General features: G+C 63.5%; 18 protein-coding genes. 7 read left to right on the top strand and 11 right to left on the bottom strand.

Annotation, left to right across the window (positions count from 1 at the left end):
- The first annotated feature begins 67 nt into the window (after window positions 1–67).
- A complete protein-coding gene (locus AB8A23_RS08545) occupies window positions 68–625 on the top strand; it encodes a gamma-glutamylcyclotransferase (protein WP_068729171.1) in 558 nt (185 codons plus the stop codon).
- A gap of 414 nt (window positions 626–1,039) precedes the next feature.
- Here the strand turns inward: AB8A23_RS08545 and AB8A23_RS08540 are convergent, their stop codons facing one another.
- The 4 genes from AB8A23_RS08540 to ftsE all read right to left on the bottom strand — a co-directional run bounded on the left by AB8A23_RS08540 (window position 1,040) and on the right by ftsE (window position 4,267).
- The gene (locus AB8A23_RS08540) at window positions 1,040–1,813 is read right to left on the bottom strand and encodes a lysophospholipid acyltransferase family protein (protein ID WP_089267610.1); all 774 of its coding nucleotides are present in this window, start codon (window positions 1,811–1,813) and stop codon (window positions 1,040–1,042) included.
- A gap of 26 nt (window positions 1,814–1,839) precedes the next feature.
- Window positions 1,840–2,565 (bottom strand): YdcF family protein, encoded by a 726-nt coding sequence (locus tag AB8A23_RS08535; protein ID WP_439059906.1) that lies wholly within the window; start codon window positions 2,563–2,565, stop codon window positions 1,840–1,842.
- Between the two features lie 78 nt (window positions 2,566–2,643).
- On the bottom strand, window positions 2,644–3,615 hold the full coding sequence (locus AB8A23_RS08530) for a cell division protein FtsX (protein ID WP_068729178.1): 972 nt from the start codon (window positions 3,613–3,615) through the stop codon (window positions 2,644–2,646).
- Window positions 3,608–4,267: a cell division ATP-binding protein FtsE gene (gene ftsE / locus AB8A23_RS08525; protein ID WP_068729180.1), complete on the bottom strand. Its 660-nt coding sequence runs from the start codon at window positions 4,265–4,267 to the stop codon at window positions 3,608–3,610. The genes AB8A23_RS08530 and ftsE overlap by 8 nt, the downstream gene beginning before the upstream one ends.
- Window positions 4,268–4,395: 128 nt before the next feature.
- Here ftsE and AB8A23_RS08520 point away from each other — a divergent pair, with 128 nt between their 5' ends.
- Together AB8A23_RS08520 and AB8A23_RS08515 are read left to right on the top strand one after the other, a co-directional pair.
- Complete coding sequence (locus tag AB8A23_RS08520; RefSeq protein WP_309942822.1) at window positions 4,396–5,259, top strand: MJ0042-type zinc finger domain-containing protein; 864 nt, start codon at window positions 4,396–4,398, stop codon at window positions 5,257–5,259.
- Between the two features lie 15 nt (window positions 5,260–5,274).
- Window positions 5,275–5,652 carry a response regulator gene (locus tag AB8A23_RS08515; protein WP_120287241.1) on the top strand — a complete coding sequence of 126 codons (378 nt, stop codon included), beginning with the start codon at window positions 5,275–5,277 and terminating at the stop codon, window positions 5,650–5,652.
- Between the two features lie 203 nt (window positions 5,653–5,855).
- On the opposite strand, the gene AB8A23_RS08510 is transcribed toward AB8A23_RS08515, so the two are convergent.
- The 4 genes from AB8A23_RS08510 to argH form a co-directional block, all read right to left on the bottom strand.
- A complete protein-coding gene (locus AB8A23_RS08510) occupies window positions 5,856–8,477 on the bottom strand; it encodes a TIGR02302 family protein (RefSeq protein ID WP_439059907.1) in 2,622 nt (873 codons plus the stop codon).
- Window positions 8,478–8,803: 326 nt separating this feature from the next.
- On the bottom strand, window positions 8,804–10,069 hold the full coding sequence (lysA, locus tag AB8A23_RS08505; RefSeq protein WP_439059908.1) for a diaminopimelate decarboxylase: 1,266 nt from the start codon (window positions 10,067–10,069) through the stop codon (window positions 8,804–8,806).
- Between the two features lie 6 nt (window positions 10,070–10,075).
- On the bottom strand, window positions 10,076–10,360 hold the full coding sequence (gene lptM, locus AB8A23_RS08500; protein WP_439059909.1) for an LPS translocon maturation chaperone LptM: 285 nt from the start codon (window positions 10,358–10,360) through the stop codon (window positions 10,076–10,078).
- Between the two features lie 92 nt (window positions 10,361–10,452).
- Entirely contained in the window at window positions 10,453–11,850 is a 1,398-nt protein-coding gene (gene argH / locus AB8A23_RS08495) for an argininosuccinate lyase (RefSeq protein WP_093758146.1), read from the bottom strand.
- A 141-nt stretch (window positions 11,851–11,991) separates the two neighbouring features.
- On the opposite strand from argH, the gene tlpA reads away from it, so the two are divergent.
- The 3 genes from tlpA to AB8A23_RS08480 all read left to right on the top strand — a co-directional run bounded on the left by tlpA (window position 11,992) and on the right by AB8A23_RS08480 (window position 13,576).
- On the top strand, window positions 11,992–12,666 hold the full coding sequence (gene tlpA / locus AB8A23_RS08490; protein WP_439059910.1) for a thiol:disulfide interchange protein TlpA: 675 nt from the start codon (window positions 11,992–11,994) through the stop codon (window positions 12,664–12,666).
- Between the two features lie 153 nt (window positions 12,667–12,819).
- Window positions 12,820–13,179, top strand: coding sequence for a DUF1428 domain-containing protein (locus AB8A23_RS08485; RefSeq protein WP_089267616.1), 360 nt, complete (start codon window positions 12,820–12,822; stop codon window positions 13,177–13,179).
- A 19-nt stretch (window positions 13,180–13,198) separates the two neighbouring features.
- Window positions 13,199–13,576 carry a VOC family protein gene (locus AB8A23_RS08480; RefSeq protein WP_439059911.1) on the top strand — a complete coding sequence of 126 codons (378 nt, stop codon included), beginning with the start codon at window positions 13,199–13,201 and terminating at the stop codon, window positions 13,574–13,576.
- Window positions 13,577–13,617: 41 nt separating this feature from the next.
- Here AB8A23_RS08480 and AB8A23_RS08475 read toward each other — a convergent pair whose 3' ends face one another.
- A complete protein-coding gene (locus AB8A23_RS08475; protein WP_309942803.1) occupies window positions 13,618–14,832 on the bottom strand; it encodes an MFS transporter in 1,215 nt (404 codons plus the stop codon).
- 68 nt (window positions 14,833–14,900) lie between these two features.
- Here AB8A23_RS08475 and AB8A23_RS08470 point away from each other — a divergent pair, with 68 nt between their 5' ends.
- A complete protein-coding gene (locus tag AB8A23_RS08470; protein ID WP_439059912.1) occupies window positions 14,901–15,890 on the top strand; it encodes an AraC family transcriptional regulator in 990 nt (329 codons plus the stop codon).
- On the opposite strand, the gene AB8A23_RS08465 is transcribed toward AB8A23_RS08470, so the two are convergent.
- Window positions 15,887–16,081 (bottom strand): putative motility protein, encoded by a 195-nt coding sequence (locus AB8A23_RS08465; protein WP_089267620.1) that lies wholly within the window; start codon window positions 16,079–16,081, stop codon window positions 15,887–15,889. The genes AB8A23_RS08470 and AB8A23_RS08465 overlap by 4 nt on opposite strands.
- Before the next feature lie 72 nt (window positions 16,082–16,153).
- Complete coding sequence (locus AB8A23_RS08460; RefSeq protein WP_439059913.1) at window positions 16,154–17,005, bottom strand: LysR family transcriptional regulator; 852 nt, start codon at window positions 17,003–17,005, stop codon at window positions 16,154–16,156.
- Window positions 17,006–17,088 lie beyond the last annotated feature (83 nt).

Genomic DNA, 17,088 nt, shown 5'->3' with positions numbered 1-17,088 from the left:
CGGTCGCAGGGCCACATTGCAGGAAATCAAGATCGCCCGGGCCCAAGGTTTCTGCTAGGTCGGCAGGATGACCGCGAAAATCACCGCCGAGCCCGATTCCGACAGCGATCTCTGGGTGTTCGGCTATGGCTCGCTGATGTGGCGGCCGGGCTTCGAGTTCATCGAACAGGTCCCGGCCCGGCTGATCGGCGAACATCGGGCGCTCTGCGTCTATTCCTTCGACCACCGCGGCACGCCGGAAAAGCCCGGCCTCGTGCTCGGCCTGGATCGCGGCGGCGCCTGCCGCGGCATTGCCTTTCGCGTGGCGGCCAAGCTGCGCCATGACACCATCGCCTATCTCAGGGAGCGCGAGCAGACCACCCATGTCTATCGCGAGGTCATGCGCTCCGTCTGGCTCGATGACGTGGAGCGTACCCGCGTCAGCGCGCTGGCCTATGTGGTCGACCGCGGCCATGTGCAATATGCAGGGCGCCTGAGCCTCGGCGAGCAATTGCACTTCGTGCGGCAGGGCCACGGTCGTTCCGGGCTGAACCGCGATTACGTGCTGTCGACCGTGAAGGCCATCGAGGCCGAAGGTTTTCGCGACGCACAGCTCCATCAGCTCGCAGCCATGCTGCACGAGTGATTTGCAGTCCGGATGTAACGAAGCATGATCTTGGGCCGGCCCTTTCACTGACCTCACGCTCAGCATTATGCTTCATGCCAGCTAACCGGAACGCGACCAATGCCTTTTACCTGCCCTGTTTGTGGTTACCCCGATTTAGAAGAAGAACCACATAACGCGGAGGGGGGTGGTTCTCACGAGATCTGCTGCTCATGCGACACCCACTTCGGCTACGATGATGTAATTAGCGGAGATTGGATCAGGCGCCTCGAACGCCATAGAGAATTGCGCACTGCATGGATCGAGAAGGGAATGCAGTGGTGGTCATCTGGGACGGCTCGCCCCCTGCTATGGAATCCTTCGAACCAGCTCAGCGACCTCGAAGAAAAGGAGAAGCGCGCCATCACGAAAACTGAACACCAAGAATAGACGCCTTTACCCTTCCTTCACCGCCACATTCGGCACGCGCCCAAAAATTTGCGCCTGCTCCGCGCGCGCCTCGGCAACGATGCGATCGGTGGCGGCCTCGATCGACGTGCTGATCGCCGCGATGAATTCCTTGCGCGGCAAACCGGGCGGCAACGGATCGAGAAACTCTACCACCAGCGTGCCGGGATAGCGCAGGAAGGTGCGGCGCGGCCAGAAGAGGCCGGAATTCAGCGCCACCGGCAGACACGGCGCGCCGGATTTGGCGTAGATCTGCGCGACACCGGGTTTGTAATCCGGCGGTGCCTCGACGGGACGACGCGTGCCCTCAGGAAAGATAATGAGCTGACGGCCGAGCTGGATTTCTTCGGTGGCCCGCTTCGCCATATCGATGAGCGAACGCGCACCGCCATCGCGATCGACGCCGATCATCTTCGACTTCTTCAGGTACCAGCCAAAGAACGGAATCTGCCCGAGCTCGCGCTTGTAGATGAACAGCGGCCGATCGAAGAACGGCATCAGCGCGAAGGTCTCCCACATCGATTGATGTTTCGAGGCGACCACCAGCGGCCCCGCCGGAATTTTCTCGAGACCGCGATAATCGACCCTGGTGTTGCAGACGATACGCATCAGCCAGATGCTGCTGGTCGCCCACGCCTTCGCGATCGCCATGAAGGCGCGCGGCGGCATCACGAAGGTTGGAATCGCCACCAGGATCCAGAACACCAGCAGCACATAGAACAGCACGTTGTAGATCAACGAACGCACGAATATCGAAGTCATGGTGTTCCGATCAGCTCAATTGCAGTTCAATTCGCAGACGCCGTGGCCGGCCGGCGCTGCGGCGCGTCGCTCTGCTGGTCGCTGGCGGAATCCGGCATCAGATCAATGCCGATGTTCGCCAGCCGCACCCGCGCTTCAGCCGCGAGATATTTGACATATTCCGATAGCAGCAACCGCAGCGTCGGGCCACTGGTCCACCACGGTTCGTCACGCCATTTGTCGCCAATCACCGAGAACGGAATCAGCTCGATATCTGGCATCTCGTGCGACATTTCGACGATCGCGCGCGGCATGTGATAATTCGAGGTCACCACGATCAGCGACTTGAAGCCGCGCTCATGGACCCAGCGTTTGGTCTCCACCGCATTGCTGCGGGTGTTGACGGCGGAGCGATCGAGATCGACGCAGCAATCCAGCAGCCGCTGGCTGTCCGGCAGCGTGCGCGAGATATTGGCGGCGCCGTTGGTCGGATGCACGCCGGAGATCAGCAACCGCTTGCCGAAGCCATTGGCGAGCAGTTCGAGCGCATCCGCAACGCGCGACGAACCGCCGGTCAGGACCACGATGCCGTCGGCATTCGCCGACGGCTTCAACTCGCCGCTGCGCAGTTGCGCGAGAAACGCAACGAAGCCGATGGCGCCGACCATGAAGGACAGTGCAAATGCGACCACAAGTGCCGCACGGATGACGCGCCGCCGCGGTGGCGCGGCAACGGGCATCTCCGTGGTGTTCTGGTCGTCGAGCAAGGTCATCGGTCTGGCGTTTGGTCCTTTGGCAGCAATCTTAGGTATTTTTCGGCGCCTTGGCGATGCCATCGCCTGTACCTGGCGTTACTCGATGTCGTTCAGCGTCGAGAACAATGTGCGGCGCGACGCCCAGGCGGTAATTCCTGCTATCAACAGCGCCTGCCCTGCCACCGCGAGATAGCCTGACGACCGCAGCGAGAACGTCCCCAGCAATGCAGCGAACTGGTCGCCCACCGGCGTGCCGGAAAACCAGCTCGCGATCGACTCCGAAAACCCGAACATCAGCATCGCGGCACCGCCGCCAATGATACCGCCCTGCAGGCCAAGCCGCAGGAAGTGGCGGAAGAAGCGATTGGCGATATAGCGGTCGCCCGCGCCGACGAAATGCAGCACCTCGACGATCGGCCGGTTCGCCGCCATCGCGCCGCGCGTCGCAAAGGATACAGAGATAATGGTAGCGATAATAACGAGCGCAAGGATGCCAAGCCCGGCCAGCACCGTTGCCGATGTCATCGACCGCATCCGCTCCACCCAGGCGCGATGATCGTCAACGCTGGCCGAGGGCACGGCCTGCGTCACCCGTTTGCGCAAGCCGATAATGTCCAGCGCCGTCCCCGGCGCGACACGTGCAATGATGACGCGCGGCACCGGCAGTTCGTCGAGCGACAGCCCCGTGCCGAGCCACGGCTCCAGCAACTGCGCCGATTGCTCCCTGCTATAGGGCTGCACCTCGACAATCCCCGGCTGGCCGCGAATGGCATCGGTCACAGCCTGCGTATCGCGATCGAGATCGCGGCCGCCCTGCGGCTTCACCTGGATGGTGATTTCGCTGGCGACTTCCGATTGCCACTCCGACGCCGAGGCGCTGATCAGCAGTACCGCGCCTGTGGTGATGGAGGCGAGGAAGGTCATGATAGCAACGACGGCGACCAGCGCACGGCCGGCGATCGAGCCGCGCGGCACGATCGGGGATGCGTTGCGCGCCTTCGCCGGGACCTGCGGGCGATCGGTGCCGAGGTCCATCAGCGGGCCGTGTTCTTCGCCGATTCTACTCATAGATATGCAGCCGGCCTTGATGCAGCACCATGCGCCGCGCGTCGTATTGATCCATCAATGTAATATCGTGGGTCGCGATAATCACCGCGGTGCCGGACTTGTTGAGTTCGATGAACAGCCGCAGCAGACGCCGGCCCAGCGTCGGATCGACGTTACCCGTCGGCTCATCCGCCAGCAGCAGCATGGGCCGCGCGATCACCGCGCGCGCAATCGCAGCGCGCTGCTTCTCGCCGCCCGACAGGATCGGCGGCAGCGCATCCATGCGATCGCCCAGCCCGACCCATTTCAGGAGATCGATGACCTCGCGCCGATAGCTGGACTCCTCACGCCCCATCACCCGGAACGGCAATGCGACATTCTCATAGGTCGTCATATGGTCGAGCAGACGGAAATCCTGCAGCACGATACCGATGCGCTTGCGCAGGTCGGCGATCTCGTCCTTGCCGAGCAGCGAGATATCCTGGCCGAACAGATTGACCAACCCGCGGGTCGGCCGCAGCGACAGGAACAGCAGGCGCAGCAGCGAGGTCTTGCCGGCGCCAGAGGGACCGGTCAGGAACTGGAACGAATGCGCAGGGATCTGGAAATTGAGGTCGCGCAGAATCTCCGGGCCAAGCCCGTAGCGCAAACCAACATTTTCGAACCGGACCACATTCAGCTCCGTTCGATGGGTTCAAAAAGCCTCAAAAAGACGGTCAATTGCTTGTGCGGCCGTTATGGTTTCCGATTCGTTAACGGTCGTCTTGTAGCCTGCCGGCCATGTCATCGGCTATCGGCTCCATGCATATCGTTTGCCCCAATTGCACGACGTCCTACGCCGTGAACCCGGCTACGTTCGGCGATGCCGGACGGACGGTGCGCTGCGCCCGCTGCAAGGAAGTCTGGCTGGCGCGGCCGGAGGATCTCTCCCGCGCCGAAGCCCGTGTTCCCGCCATGGCGGCGAAGGCCAGCGAGCCCGATCCGAACGAGGACATGAGCGCCTGGGGCGTGACCGAGGACGACGACGCTTCGGCACCGAACGTTCCGGTGGTGGAAAGCCCGTCGATTTCGGCCGACTGGCCGGTCGATGCCAATGATCGTACCGAGGAGGCCGACTGGGCCACGCTGGCGCAGCACGACGCGGTGGCCGCGATGCGGGCCACCCCGCCATCACGCTTGGCCGTGCTGGGCCGTTTCGTGCCGTCGCTGCCGCGGTTGTTCGTCATGCCACGTCACAGCCTGCCGATCGCCACCGCGGCCATGGCGTCGCTGTTGCTCGCACTGGTGATCTGGCGCGTCGATCTGGTCAAGCTGATGCCGCAGACCGCGACTTTCTATCAGGCGGTCGGCCTCGACGTGAATATACGGGGGCTTGCCTTCAAGGACGTCAAGGTCACCACCGAGACCGTCGATGGCAAGTCGGTCTTGCTCATCGAAGGCCTGATCGTGTCCGAAACCCGCACGCCCACCGCATTGCCGCGCCTGCGTTTCGTGGTACGCGACGAGAAGGGGACTGAAATATATGGCTGGAACGCCGTGCTCGAACAGCCCGGCCTCAATCCCGGCGACAAGACATGGTTTCGATCGCGGCTGGCCTCGCCGCCGGCCGAGGGCCGCAGTATCGATGTGCGCTTCTTCACCAAGCGCGACGTCGCCGGCGCGTAAGTCTGAGGAGTTGTCGTGGCGCGTATCCTGATTGCAGATGACGAAGAATCGATGCGGCTGCTGGTCGGCCGCGCCATTGCCATGGATGGCCATGAGATCGTCACGGCCGAAGACGGCGCCGAAGCGCTGGAGATCCTTACTGAGCAGGGCGGCGCATTCGACCTGCTGCTGACCGACATCAAGATGCCTGTCATGGACGGCATTGCGCTGGCGCTGTCCGTCGCGCGCGATTTCCCCGAGCTCACAATCCTGCTGATGACCGGTTACGCCGACCAGCGCGAACGCGCGACGGGACTGAATGCAATCGTGCATGATGTGGTGACGAAGCCGTTTTCGGTGGCGGATATCCGCACTGCGGTGGCGGATGCGCTGGCGGTAAAGAACAAGGGATAGAGGGCTCTTTCTTATCCCTCGCCCAAGCGGCGAAGCCGCGCAGCGGGGAGGGTGGCTGGCCGAAGGCCAGACGGGTGGGGTCGTGCCACAAACGCCGCTCTCAGTTGCTGAAGCACCCCACCCCGGCCTATCGGCCGACCCTCCCCGCTGCGCTTCGCTTGGGGGAGGGAAACCACTGGCACCGGCGCTTCCTAACTCCGCCCTCAATAATCCTTCAGCAGCCGCTCGATATAATCCAGCTCGAGCTGCGGCCGCGTCGTGTCGCCGAGGCGACGACGCAACTCTTCCAGGATTCTCCGCACGCGCTGCACATCAATCTCGCCGGGAATCTTCACCGTGAGGTCGTCGCCAAGTTCGCGGCCACGCAGCGGACGCCCGAGCGGATCGCTTTGCCGGCCACCGCTCTGCTGGCGGCCAGGATTGTTGCCGGGGCCGTCGTTCTGGCCTTCACCTTCGCCCTGCTGCATGGCCTGCGCGAGCTTCTGGGCGCCCTTGCGGAGCGCATCGAGTGCCTTGCCCTGCGAACCCACAGCGCCATCGGCATTGCCCTCGCCAAGCTGACCGCCGGCATCGCCCATGGCGCTGTCGGCATCACCGAGACCATCACCGTCGCCGTCACCATCGGCGTCCGCCTGATCGTCGCCGCCTTGACCTTGGCCCTGCCCTTGCTGGCCCTGCTGGCCTTTTTGCCCCTGCTGTCCTTTTTGGCCCTTCTGACCCTGACCCATGCCCTGCTTGGCGAGCTGGTCCTGCAGCTGCTTGAGGCGATCGCGCAGATTCTGCTGATCCTGCTGCAGATCGCCCATACCCTGCTCGCCCTGCTTGCCGCGGCGGCGCTCATTGCGCTGGTCCTGGCCCTGCTTGAAGGTCTTGTCGCGCAACTGCTGCTGCTTGCGGATCATGTCCCCAAGCTCGTTCATCGCCTGATCCATCTCGCTGTCACCGGACTGGCCGGGCTGCGCCATCTGCAGGTTTTCCAGCATCTGCTGCATCTGTTCGAGCAGTTGCTTGGCGGCATCCTTGTCGCCGGAGCGCGACAGCCGCTCCATGCGCTCGATCATGTTGTTGAGGTCCTGCTGCCGCATGACCTTGGTGTTCTTGTCGAGCGGACGCGCCAGCTGCTGCGGGTTCTGCTTCATCTGCTCGGCGAGCTGCTTCAGAAAGTTATCCAGCGCCGCACGCAGGTTCTCGGTGAGCTTCTTGATCTCTTCGTCGCTGGCGCCGCGCTCCAGCGCCTGCTTCAGCGCGTCCTGTGCCGCCTTCAGCGCCTTGTCGACATCGGTGATGTCGCCGTCCTCGATAGTGACGGCGAGCGCCCACAGGCTGGCGACGACTTCTTTCAGGGCCGCATCGGTGCGGGCGCGTTCGATCTGGGTGGCAACACTGCGCAGCCCGAGATACTGACCGGCTTCCGGCGTGAAAGCTTCCGGCGCGATCATCAGGGCCTGCAGCGCGAAGGAGACCTGACCGCGCTGATTGGCGTCGAGTGCCAGGATACGGCGCTGTTCGATCAGCGCGCGCGGCAGCGGCTTGGTGAACAGCCGCTCCGGCAGCCGCATGTTGAACGGCTCGCTCTTGCCCTCGTTGCCCGACTCATCCTTCGCGGTCAGCGTCAGCGTGACATCGGCGCCGGCATAGGGATCCTCGCTGAGATCCTTGACGGTCTGGCCGACACCGTTGCGCGTGCGCGCATTTGGCAGCACCAGCGCAAATGATGGCGCATCGAACAGCGGCCGCGGCTTGGCGGCTTCCTTGATGCCATCCTTGATCTCGGCGGGACGCGCCGCGAATTGCGCATGGGCTTCGGTAACGCCGTAGTCGTCCTCGAGCTTGTAGGACATCTGCAGCGAACCGCGCGCCTGACGCTCCGGGTCCTTGGCGAGCGCAATAGTCGGCGGACGATCGCCCGTTGCCGTGAACTTCCACTGCGGCTGGCCGGACGGCGCACGGACATGTGCCGTCCCGTCAGACGTGATGATGAAATGCTTTTCGTTGGTGCCCTTCGGGGCTTCCGCCGTCGGCGCCACGTCAGCGACACCGCCGGTGAGAACGACATCAAGCGCACCACCGCTGGAGCGCACGATCAGCGTCGAGCCCGACGGCACCGGCAATGCAGCGGCATCGGCCGTGGACGCATCCTTGTTGGCGGCAGACAGGATGATCGGCGGCTTGCCGGTGTAAGGCGGCGGCGTGATCCAGGCATCGACGCGCACATTCGCCGGCGCCAGCACGCCGTTCCAGTCGAACGCCGCCATGATCCGCGCACCGCGCTCGCCGCTGGCGGCAAACCAGGTGGCGAACAGCAGCACGACCACGATGGCGCGCAGCGCCCAGGGGTCATGGATCGCGAGGCGCGGCGACGGCAGACCGGCGCGGATTTTCTTGAGCGAGGCCAGCGTACGCTCGCGCTGAACCAGCCACAGCGCCCGGGCCATCGGGTCCTGCGACGACAGCGTGTCGGTCAGCGCCGTTGCGGGGCGATGTGCAATGCCGGTGCGGCGATCGAGGCGCGACAAGCCCTCTTCACGCGACGGCCAGCGAAACTTCAGGAGAGGAACGAGCGTTACCAGCGCGGCGATGACGAACAACGCAAGACCGATGGCGCGTGTAGTGAAAGGAAGCGTCAGCCACAGACCGGCCCAGGACGCCACCAGAAACAGCCCGACGACGCTGAGCAGACGGGCCAGATGTGGCCACCCGCGCTCCCAGGCAATCGCCACCCGGGCACGCTGCAGCGCCTGCGCCAGCTGAAGCTGCGCCGCCGCCTGACGATCGGCATTTGGATCGTGTGGGGGTTGTGGTCGGTCGGGGGGCGCAGCGCTCAACGACGATCTCCGATGTTACCGCACGACACACTAGCACGGCGGCGGCAATGAGGCATGGCACGGGGGCCATCCGTGCACATGCAAAGCCTGAGCCTAAGTCGATTCGGGGCGATTGGGGTCACGAAGCCGTGAGGGGGCTTTGTAAGAAAACGCCGGCCGTGCGTTCCCTCGCCCCGCTCTTGCGGGGAGAGGGTGGGGTGAGGGGCTCTTCGAGATCCGCCTACCTGCGCTTGAGCTTGAAGAGAGCCCCGTGCCCCGCCCCTCACCTGCCGCGAAGGAGCGGCGACCTCTCCCCGCGCAGAGCGGGGAGAGGTAAAATCACCGCCTCACAGCCAAGGCGCGGCCTTGTCCATGGCGATGAGCTCCTCGACCTCGATCCGCGGGCGGACCACCGCATACTGATCGTCCTTCACCAGCACTTCCGGGACCAGCGCGCGGGTGTTGTAGGTTCCCGCCTGCACGGCGCCATAGGCACCGGCGGTCATGATCGCGAGCAAATCGCCGGACTTCAGCTCCGGCAGCTTGCGGTCCAGCGCCAGATAATCACCGGTTTCACAGACCGGGCCGACCACATCAACGGCCGCGAGCTTCGCACCGGGTGCGGGCGCCGCCACCGGCAGAATCTCGTGGTAGGCCTCGTACAAAGTCGGCCGGATCAGATCGTTCATGGCAGCGTCGATGATGACGAATGTCTTGCCGTCGCCATGCTTCACATGGATGACGCGCGCGACGAGAATGCCGGCATTGCCAACGATCATGCGGCCGGGCTCGAACATCAGCGTGCAGCCGAGATTATGCGTCACACGCTTGACCATGGCCGCATAGGCCATCGGCTCCGGCGGTGCGGCGCGGTCCTCGTAATAGGGGATGCCGAGACCGCCGCCGAAATCGACATGCGAAATCGTGTGGCCGTCGTTGCGCAGCACGGTGACGAAATCAGCCAGGATGCGAAATGCCTGCTCCATCGGGGCGAGATCGGTGATCTGGCTGCCGATATGCATGTCGACGCCGGTGACCTCAATCCCCGGCAGCTTCGCAGCGCGGGCATAGACCTCGCGTGCCTTGCTGATGGGGATGCCGAACTTGTTTTCGGACTTGCCGGTGGAGATCTTGGCGTGGGTGCCGGAGTCCACATCGGGATTCACGCGGATCGAAATCCGTGCCGTACGGCCGGTCTCGCCGGCGATGGCCGACAGCATTTCGAGTTCGGGCTCCGACTCGATATTGAGGCAGAGAATGTCCTCATCGAGCGCCAACCGCAGCTCGTCCGCGGTCTTGCCGACACCGGAAAACACGATCTTCTTCGGCGGGATGCCGGCGGCCAGCGCGCGCTTCAATTCGCCACCGGAGACCACGTCGGCGCCAGCGCCAAGCTTCGCCAGCGTGCGCAGCACCGATTGGTTGGAATTCGCCTTCATGGCGTAACAGACGAGGGCCTTGGTATCGGCAAAGGCCTCGGTAAAGACGCGGTAGTGCCGCTCCAGCGTCGCGGTGGAATAGCAATAGAATGGCGTGCCGACGGCATCCGCCATTTCGGCAATATCAACGCCTTCGGCGTGCAGCACGCCGTTGCGATAGTCGAAATGGCGCATGGCGAGTTAGTCCAGGATCGGATCGAGCAGGAACGGCTTCTTGCGACCACGGGTCGCCGCCGGCGGGCCCTCATCAACACCGTTCGAGGGCGCGAACACGTCCCTGCCCTTGCTGGCAGCCGACTGTGCATCGGGATCCGCTGCCGGAGCGCCGGTGCCCATCGGCTGCGCGGACGCCTGTGGCGGCAGATCGAGGCCGCCTTTACGGCCGCAGCCAGCCAGCGCCAAAGCAGAAACGGTCAGAACGAGAATGGCCCATCGCGCGGACGCAGGGCGGGTCGGACGAGTCACAGCTAAATCCCCAAATGCGGGCGCACCATACAAAGATTGCTGCGCTCTGGCGAGACCCCGAAATCCATTGAATTTTCGCACGCCATGCCCGCTCAGCCCAATTTCCGCTCTTTTTCCAGTCGCTTGAGCCAGGCCTTCGCCTGCGACGTCACATTCTTCGGCGCCGTGCCACCATAGCTGACCCGGCTCTTCACCGAGGATTCCACCGACAGCACCTTCATCACCTCTGCGGTGATCTTCGGTTCCACCGCCTGCATCTCTTTCAGGTCGAGCTCATGCAACGCCACGCCCTTCTTGGTGGCGATGCCGACGATCCGGCCGGTGACGTGATGCGCCTCGCGGAACGGCATTTTCAGCGTCCGTACCAGCCAGTCCGCCAGATCGGTGGCGGTGGCATAGCCCTCGCCGGCAGCAAGCTTCATGCGCTCCTCATTGGGCACGAGATCGCGGACCATGCCGGCAATCGCGCGGATCGCCAGCGATAGCGCCGAATAGGCTTCCATCGCGCCCGCTTTGTCCTCCTGCATGTCCTTCTGATAGGCCAGCGGCAGGCCCTTCATGACAATCAACAATCCGGTGAGCGATCCGATCACGCGACCGGTCTTGGCGCGGACCAGTTCGGCGGCATCCGGATTGCGCTTCTGCGGCATGATCGAGGAGCCGGTGGTGAACTTGTCCGAAAGCCTGACGAGACCAACCAGCGGCGAGGTCCAGATCACGATCTCCTCGGCGAAGCGCGACAGATGCACGGCCGCGATCGAAGCCGCCGACAGCGTCTCGAGTACGAAATCGCGGTCCGACACCGCATCGAGCGAATTCGCCATCGGGCGATCGAAGCCCAGCGCCTTGGCTGTGGCATGGCGATCGATCGGGAATGAGGTACCGGCCAGCGCAGCGGCGCCGAGCGGGCTTTCATTGAGGCGCTTGCGCGCATCGGCGAAGCGGCCGCGATCCCGCGACACCATTTCCACATAGGCCAGCAGATGATGACCGAAGGTCACCGGCTGCGCGGTCTGCAGATGGGTGAAGCCGGGCATGACCGTGTCGGCATGCTCCAACGCACGATCGACCAGTGCCCGCTGCAGCGACGCAAAGGCCGCATCGATCTCGTCGATCGTATCGCGCACGAACAGACGGAAGTCGGTCGCGACCTGGTCGTTGCGCGAACGCGCGGTGTGCAAGCGGCCGGAGGCCGGGCCGATCAGCTCGCCGAGCCGGCTCTCCACATTCATGTGAATGTCTTCGAGCGCACGCTTGAATGTGAACGCCCCCTTGGTGATCTCTGACAGGATCGTGTCTAGACCGCCTGCGATATTTTTCGCATCTTTCGCGGTGATAATCCCTTGCCTGGCAAGCATCGCAGCATGGGCCTTGGACGCGGTAATGTCCTGGGCATAGAGGTGGCGATCGACGTCGATGGAGACATTGATTTCCTCCATGATGGCGTCGGGGCTTTCATCGAACAGCCCGCCCCACATCTTGTTGCTCACGTTGGAGCCCTTACCGTCATTGCTGGACTTGCCGTTGCCCTTGCGCGAAGCCATGAATTGTCACTCATCTTTAACCGCAGCCGACGGATCGTCCGTCGCCAACCGTTGCATAGCCCTAACTGAGACCGAATGACAAACCCTATGCCCGACCAGCCTGCCCCCCGTCCGGCCAAACGCCGCCTGATCGTGCTCGGCGCGGTGCTCGTGGGCGCCGTGATCGGCTTTACCGCGGTCTCCAATATGGATCGGCTGCGGCAGCAGGCTGCGCCGGGCGATCCGACCTGCGCGCCGGCCATCGCACTGTCGAAGAAGATCGAGCCGCTGGCGCGCGGCGAAGTCGCCGGCCTGACCATGGCCAGGACGCCGCTGAAACTGCCGGACCTCGCTTTCAGGGATGCCGACGGCCAGGAGAAGAAACTGTCCGACTGGCGCGGCCGGACGGTGCTGGTGAACCTGTGGGCCACCTGGTGCGTGCCCTGCCGCAAGGAAATGCCGGCCCTGAACAACCTCGAGACCAAACTCGGCGGCCCGGATTTCCAGGTCGTGGCGATCAATATCGACACCCGCGACGCCGAGAAGCCGAAGGCCTTTCTGAAAGACGGTGGCCTCAACCGGCTGGATTATTTCACCGACACCTCGGCCAAGGTGTTCCAGGACCTCAAGGGCATCGGCCGCGCACTGGGTATGCCAACCTCCGTGCTGGTCGACGGCAAGGGCTGCGAGATCGCGACCATCGCCGGCCCCGCCGAATGGGACAGCGAAGACGCCATCAAGCTGCTGAAAGCGGCGGTGAGGCCCGCCGCGGCCAGTTTCTGAAGACCACGGCACAGACAACTGCGACATACGGCCGCCTGCGCGGATCGCAAAATTCTCCAGAATGCTGTCGGATGAACGCAATTGCGTTCGTCTTGAAAACAACCGGGCCACGCGCGCCCGGCGCCGACGCATGACAGCAGGGAGAAACGACCAATGGCCTATATCGACGGATTCCTCGTTCCGGTGCCGAAGAAGAAGCTGAAAGCCTATGCCGCGATCGCGCGCAAGGCCGGCAAAATCTGGCGCGAATACGGCGCACTCGACTATCAGGAATGTGTCGCCGATGACGTCAGCGTCGGCAAATGGACATCGTTCCCGCGCAGCGTGAAACTGAAACCCGACGAGACCGTTGTGTTTTCCTATATCATCTACAAGACACGCAAAGATCGCGACCGCATCAACGCCAAAGTGATGAAGGATCCGCGCCTCGCCAAGATGATGGATCCGAAGGCGATGCCGTTCGATGCCAAGCGCATGATCTATGGTGGCTTCAAGACGCTGGTTTCAGTCTGACGCAACAACGGAGGACGCCATGACGCCGCACGGTCATTTCAACTGGAATGAATTCGTGACGCGCGATCCCGAGCGCGCGAAAGCCTTCTATCAGGAGACCATCGGCTGGACCTATCAGGCCAAGAAGCTGGCGGGCGGCGGCATCTACTGGATCGCCATGATGGACAATGTGCCGGTCGGCGGCATCTTCCACGCGGAAGGCCCGGGCTACGAGAATGTCCCCGATGGCTGGATGCCGTATCTCGCGGTCGACGATGTCGATATCAGAGTGCAGAAAGCTGTCGCGGCCGGCGCGACGCTGATGCGGCCGGTATTCGACATTCCCGATGTCGGCCGGCTCGCAATCCTGCTGCAGCCCGGCGGTGCCGGGATCGGCTGGATCACACCGGTCGCGTAAGAGAAGCCGGGAGGCAGCAGGCTGCTGCCTCCCTTCGCGCTTCAGGCCGGCACTTCGCCGCCGCTGCGCGACAGCAATACGAGCAGCGCGCCCGCCAGTGTCGCCGCTGCGAGATAACCAACGGCACCGAACGGGCCGAAACCGTCGACCAGAATGCCGCCAACGACTGCGCCAACCGTGATCGCGACCTGGAAAGCCGACACGAGCAGGCCCCCCGCAGATTCAGCTTCGTCCGATGCGACCCGCACCATCCATGTCTGGAAGCCAACCGGCAGCACGCCGAAGGCAAAACCCCAGAGACCAACCGCGATGCCCGCGACAAGGCCCGAAGCGCCAAAGACAAACAGCACCAGCGCGAGCACGGCGATCGCCGCAGATCCCGTGACGATCGCAAGTTTCGCACTGCGGGCGACAAGCACCCCGCCCGCGAAATTGCCGAAGAAACCGCCAACGCCATAAGCCAGCAGGACGAGCGAGATCGCAGTGACCGGAAGCTGCGGCACTTGTTCGAGGAAATGCCGGACGTAAGTGAAGCCGGCGAAGTGGCCCGAGATACTGACGGCGATTGCGATCATCACAAGCCGGACACTGGGCCGACGCATCAGCACGAACAGCGTGCGCACATCCGGTGATGTGAGCGGCGGCAAGCGCGGCAGCGTCAGCACCTGAAAGACGAGCACGACGGCGCCGACAGCGGCCGCCAGCAAGAACACGTTCCGCCAGCCCCAGAGATCGCCAAGATATGCACCGATGGGCGCAGCGCTGACGGTGGCGATCGAAACGCCGCTGAAAATCAGCGAGATCGCGCGCGGCAGCGCCTCCGCCGGAACAAGTCGCATCGCTGTGGCCGTTGCCATTGCCCAAAAGCCGCTGAGGCTGATGCCGAGCAGCACGCGGGCAAGCAACAGGATCGGCAGGTTGCTTGCGGTAGCTGACAGCAGATTGGACACGATCAGCAGCACTGTGAGCGACCACAGGACGACGCGACGATCCATGGCGCGTGTCACAATGGCCGTCGCAAGTCCGGCGATGATCCCGACAAGGGAGGTCGCCGTCACCACCTGCCCGGCAGCGCCAACCGAGACCCCGAGATCCGTGGCGATCGGCGTGAGCAGGCTGGCGGGCAGGAATTCAGCCGTGACCTGGCTGAACGCGCCAAGCATCAAGGAGACAACAGCCGCCCAAGCCGCGTCCGTCCGCTCAGTGGTTACGGGAGAAACATCGGCATCAAGTGCAGCAGTGGCGGAATCAGTCATGGCAGTCTCCAGCAGGGACCCCGGAGATGGAGGTGACCTCCTGGAGTTTCCATGCTAGAAAACCCTCAATGCTTGATCATTCGTCCACAACTGTCGCCACTCACCCCCTGACTGAAATGCTCCGGGGCTTGAAGATTGAGGGCGTCGATTACGTCCGCTGCCGCATGACCGAACCGTGGGGGCTGGTATTCCCGGCACGGCCGAAGGCGCAATTCCACTTCGTCGCCGAACGCGGCTGCTGGCTGCGAACTCTGGATAACGCGTGGGTCCGCCTTGAACCAGGTGATGCGGTCTTGCTGCCGCGCGGCGCGGAACATGCGCTGGCGAGTTCACCCGATGCCTTCCCGGCACCGGTCGAGAATTGCCAGTTCGAACCGGTGTGCTGCGGCATCCTCGACACCTGCAGCGGCGGCAACAGAAATGGCGAAGAAACCGTGCTGTTCGGCGCCGGCATGACCTTCAACCTCGACAGCCAGCATCCGTTACTTCTGATGATGCCTGAGCTGATGCAGATGCACGAACTGGCCACCGACGAGCCCGCCATCCCGCATCTGCTTGAGGCCATGACGTCCGAACTGGCGCTGGATCGCGTCGGTGCCGGCGGCATGCTGACGCGGCTGGCCGATGTTGTCGCCGCTGCACTGATCCGCAACTGGGTGGAGAAGGGCTGCGGCTCTGCCGGTTGGGTCGCAGCAGCACGTGATCCCGGTATCGGGCGGGTTCTCGCCGCGATCCATCGCGATCCGACCAGGGATTGGACCGTCGAGGCGCTGGCCAACGTCATGCATGCATCACGCTCGGCATTTGCGTTGCGCTTCGCCAATGTCGTCGGCCAGACACCGGCCCGTTACGTCGCGCAATTGCGGATGCAGGAAGCAAAACAGTGGCTCGTTCGCGACCGCCTAAAGATCGCGGTCGTCGCACGCCGGCTTGGCTATGAATCGGAAGCCGCGTTCAGCCGCGCCTTCAAGCGCATCATTGGCGCGCCGCCGAGCCATTTTCGCGCGACACTGACTGCTGCATCCAGCGGCGAGCGGCCAGATTCGACAGCGCCTTAAGCGGCGATATCGAGATTGCCGCCGACGCCCGCGCCGAGATTGGCCTGGGAGGCCTGCTGTGCGCCACCGAGCAGCGTGAGCACAGTGTTCTTTTCCATGTCGGCATTCGACTTCATGATCGAGGTCGAAATCTGCTGCTGCGTTCCCGCTGCCTTCATGGCAAGCGCGCTGGCAACCAAAGCCATATCCATCAGAAACACTCCGTAACGTCGTACCGCCGGTATAGCGATGCGGGGTTAACGAATGTTGACCTCGTGCAACAATCAGCCGGCATTGGCTCGGAATGCCGCACCCAGCGTGCGCAGCGCGCCGCGCGCCCGCGCATCGGTGAGGCTCGAATGCAGCATCGTCTCGGCATCCTGCAATTTCGGCAGACCGAGGCGCGGACCGAGATCGATGCTGCCAGCGGGAGCAACACGGCGGACCAGCGCACCAACAGCGAGACCAGCGGAGATCGCCGCGCCGATGGTCGCAACACCGCCGCCAACGAAGGCTTCAGTCCACGGAATGCCAGCCCCATCGAGCGCCGCAATCGCCGCCGAACGGACCGTACATGGCGCGGACTGCGCCGCGAGTCGCAGCGGCTCACCGGGCGCGTGCCGAAAATCCAGTGTGCCCATCCAGCCAAATGGTTCTTCCATCAAGACCTCGCCGTCACCACGTCGCCTGTCAACCCGCAACACGATCGCCGCGTCGAGATCGCCAGCGTCATAGGCTGACAGCAGGACCCGCGATGACTCGATCCGCAATTCGATCACCAGGGACGGATCGGTCGCGCTCATGCGTTTCAACACGTCGGCAAGATCGGCGCCGACGAGATGATGGCTGATCCCCACCACGAGACGCCGCCGCTCCGCGGCGAATGAGCCAATGGCCGACTGATGCGCCGCGACGAGATTTCGCGCGGAGGCCAGAAAAGCCGCCCCCTCCGCCGACAGGCGCACCAACCGCGGCGTTCGCTCCAGCAGGCGCTTGCCCAGCCCGCTTTCCAGCCGCTTGATCTTCAGGCTGATCGCCGACTGCGTGCTTCCCATCGCCTCGGCGGCGCGGGTGAAGCTGGTGAGATCGGCCACCAGCACGAAGGCCTGCACGGCCTCGATATCGAGCGCTTTCATCGGCCAATCATTTCAATATGACATCATTGAAATATTATTTCATACGATTTTCCAATGATCAATATGGGATTAGGTTTGCTGCA

Source organism: Tardiphaga sp. 619_E2_N8_4 (assembly GCF_051810905.1).
GTDB classification, from domain to species: domain Bacteria; phylum Pseudomonadota; class Alphaproteobacteria; order Rhizobiales; family Xanthobacteraceae; genus Tardiphaga; species Tardiphaga robiniae.
This window is presented reverse-complemented; position numbering and strand designations above follow the sequence as displayed.

What these genes read in the sequence shown, in the direction of transcription:
- AB8A23_RS08545 (WP_068729171.1), top strand. Translation starts at nt 68, where the DNA reads ATGACCGCGAAAATCACCGCCGAGCCCGATTCCGACAGCGATCTCTGG.
- AB8A23_RS08540 (WP_089267610.1), bottom strand. Translation starts at nt 1,813, where the DNA reads ATGACTTCGATATTCGTGCGTTCGTTGATCTACAACGTGCTGTTCTAT.
- AB8A23_RS08535 (WP_439059906.1), bottom strand. Translation starts at nt 2,565, where the DNA reads ATGACCTTGCTCGACGACCAGAACACCACGGAGATGCCCGTTGCCGCG.
- AB8A23_RS08530 (WP_068729178.1), bottom strand. Translation starts at nt 3,615, where the DNA reads ATGAGTAGAATCGGCGAAGAACACGGCCCGCTGATGGACCTCGGCACC.
- AB8A23_RS08520 (WP_309942822.1), top strand. Translation starts at nt 4,396, where the DNA reads ATGCATATCGTTTGCCCCAATTGCACGACGTCCTACGCCGTGAACCCG.
- lysA (WP_439059908.1), bottom strand. Translation starts at nt 10,069, where the DNA reads ATGCGCCATTTCGACTATCGCAACGGCGTGCTGCACGCCGAAGGCGTT.
- tlpA (WP_439059910.1), top strand. Translation starts at nt 11,992, where the DNA reads ATGCCCGACCAGCCTGCCCCCCGTCCGGCCAAACGCCGCCTGATCGTG.
- AB8A23_RS08485 (WP_089267616.1), top strand. Translation starts at nt 12,820, where the DNA reads ATGGCCTATATCGACGGATTCCTCGTTCCGGTGCCGAAGAAGAAGCTG.
- AB8A23_RS08480 (WP_439059911.1), top strand. Translation starts at nt 13,199, where the DNA reads ATGACGCCGCACGGTCATTTCAACTGGAATGAATTCGTGACGCGCGAT.
- AB8A23_RS08475 (WP_309942803.1), bottom strand. Translation starts at nt 14,832, where the DNA reads ATGACTGATTCCGCCACTGCTGCACTTGATGCCGATGTTTCTCCCGTA.
- AB8A23_RS08470 (WP_439059912.1), top strand. Translation starts at nt 14,901, where the DNA reads ATGCTTGATCATTCGTCCACAACTGTCGCCACTCACCCCCTGACTGAA.
- AB8A23_RS08465 (WP_089267620.1), bottom strand. Translation starts at nt 16,081, where the DNA reads ATGGATATGGCTTTGGTTGCCAGCGCGCTTGCCATGAAGGCAGCGGGA.
- AB8A23_RS08460 (WP_439059913.1), bottom strand. Translation starts at nt 17,005, where the DNA reads ATGAAAGCGCTCGATATCGAGGCCGTGCAGGCCTTCGTGCTGGTGGCC.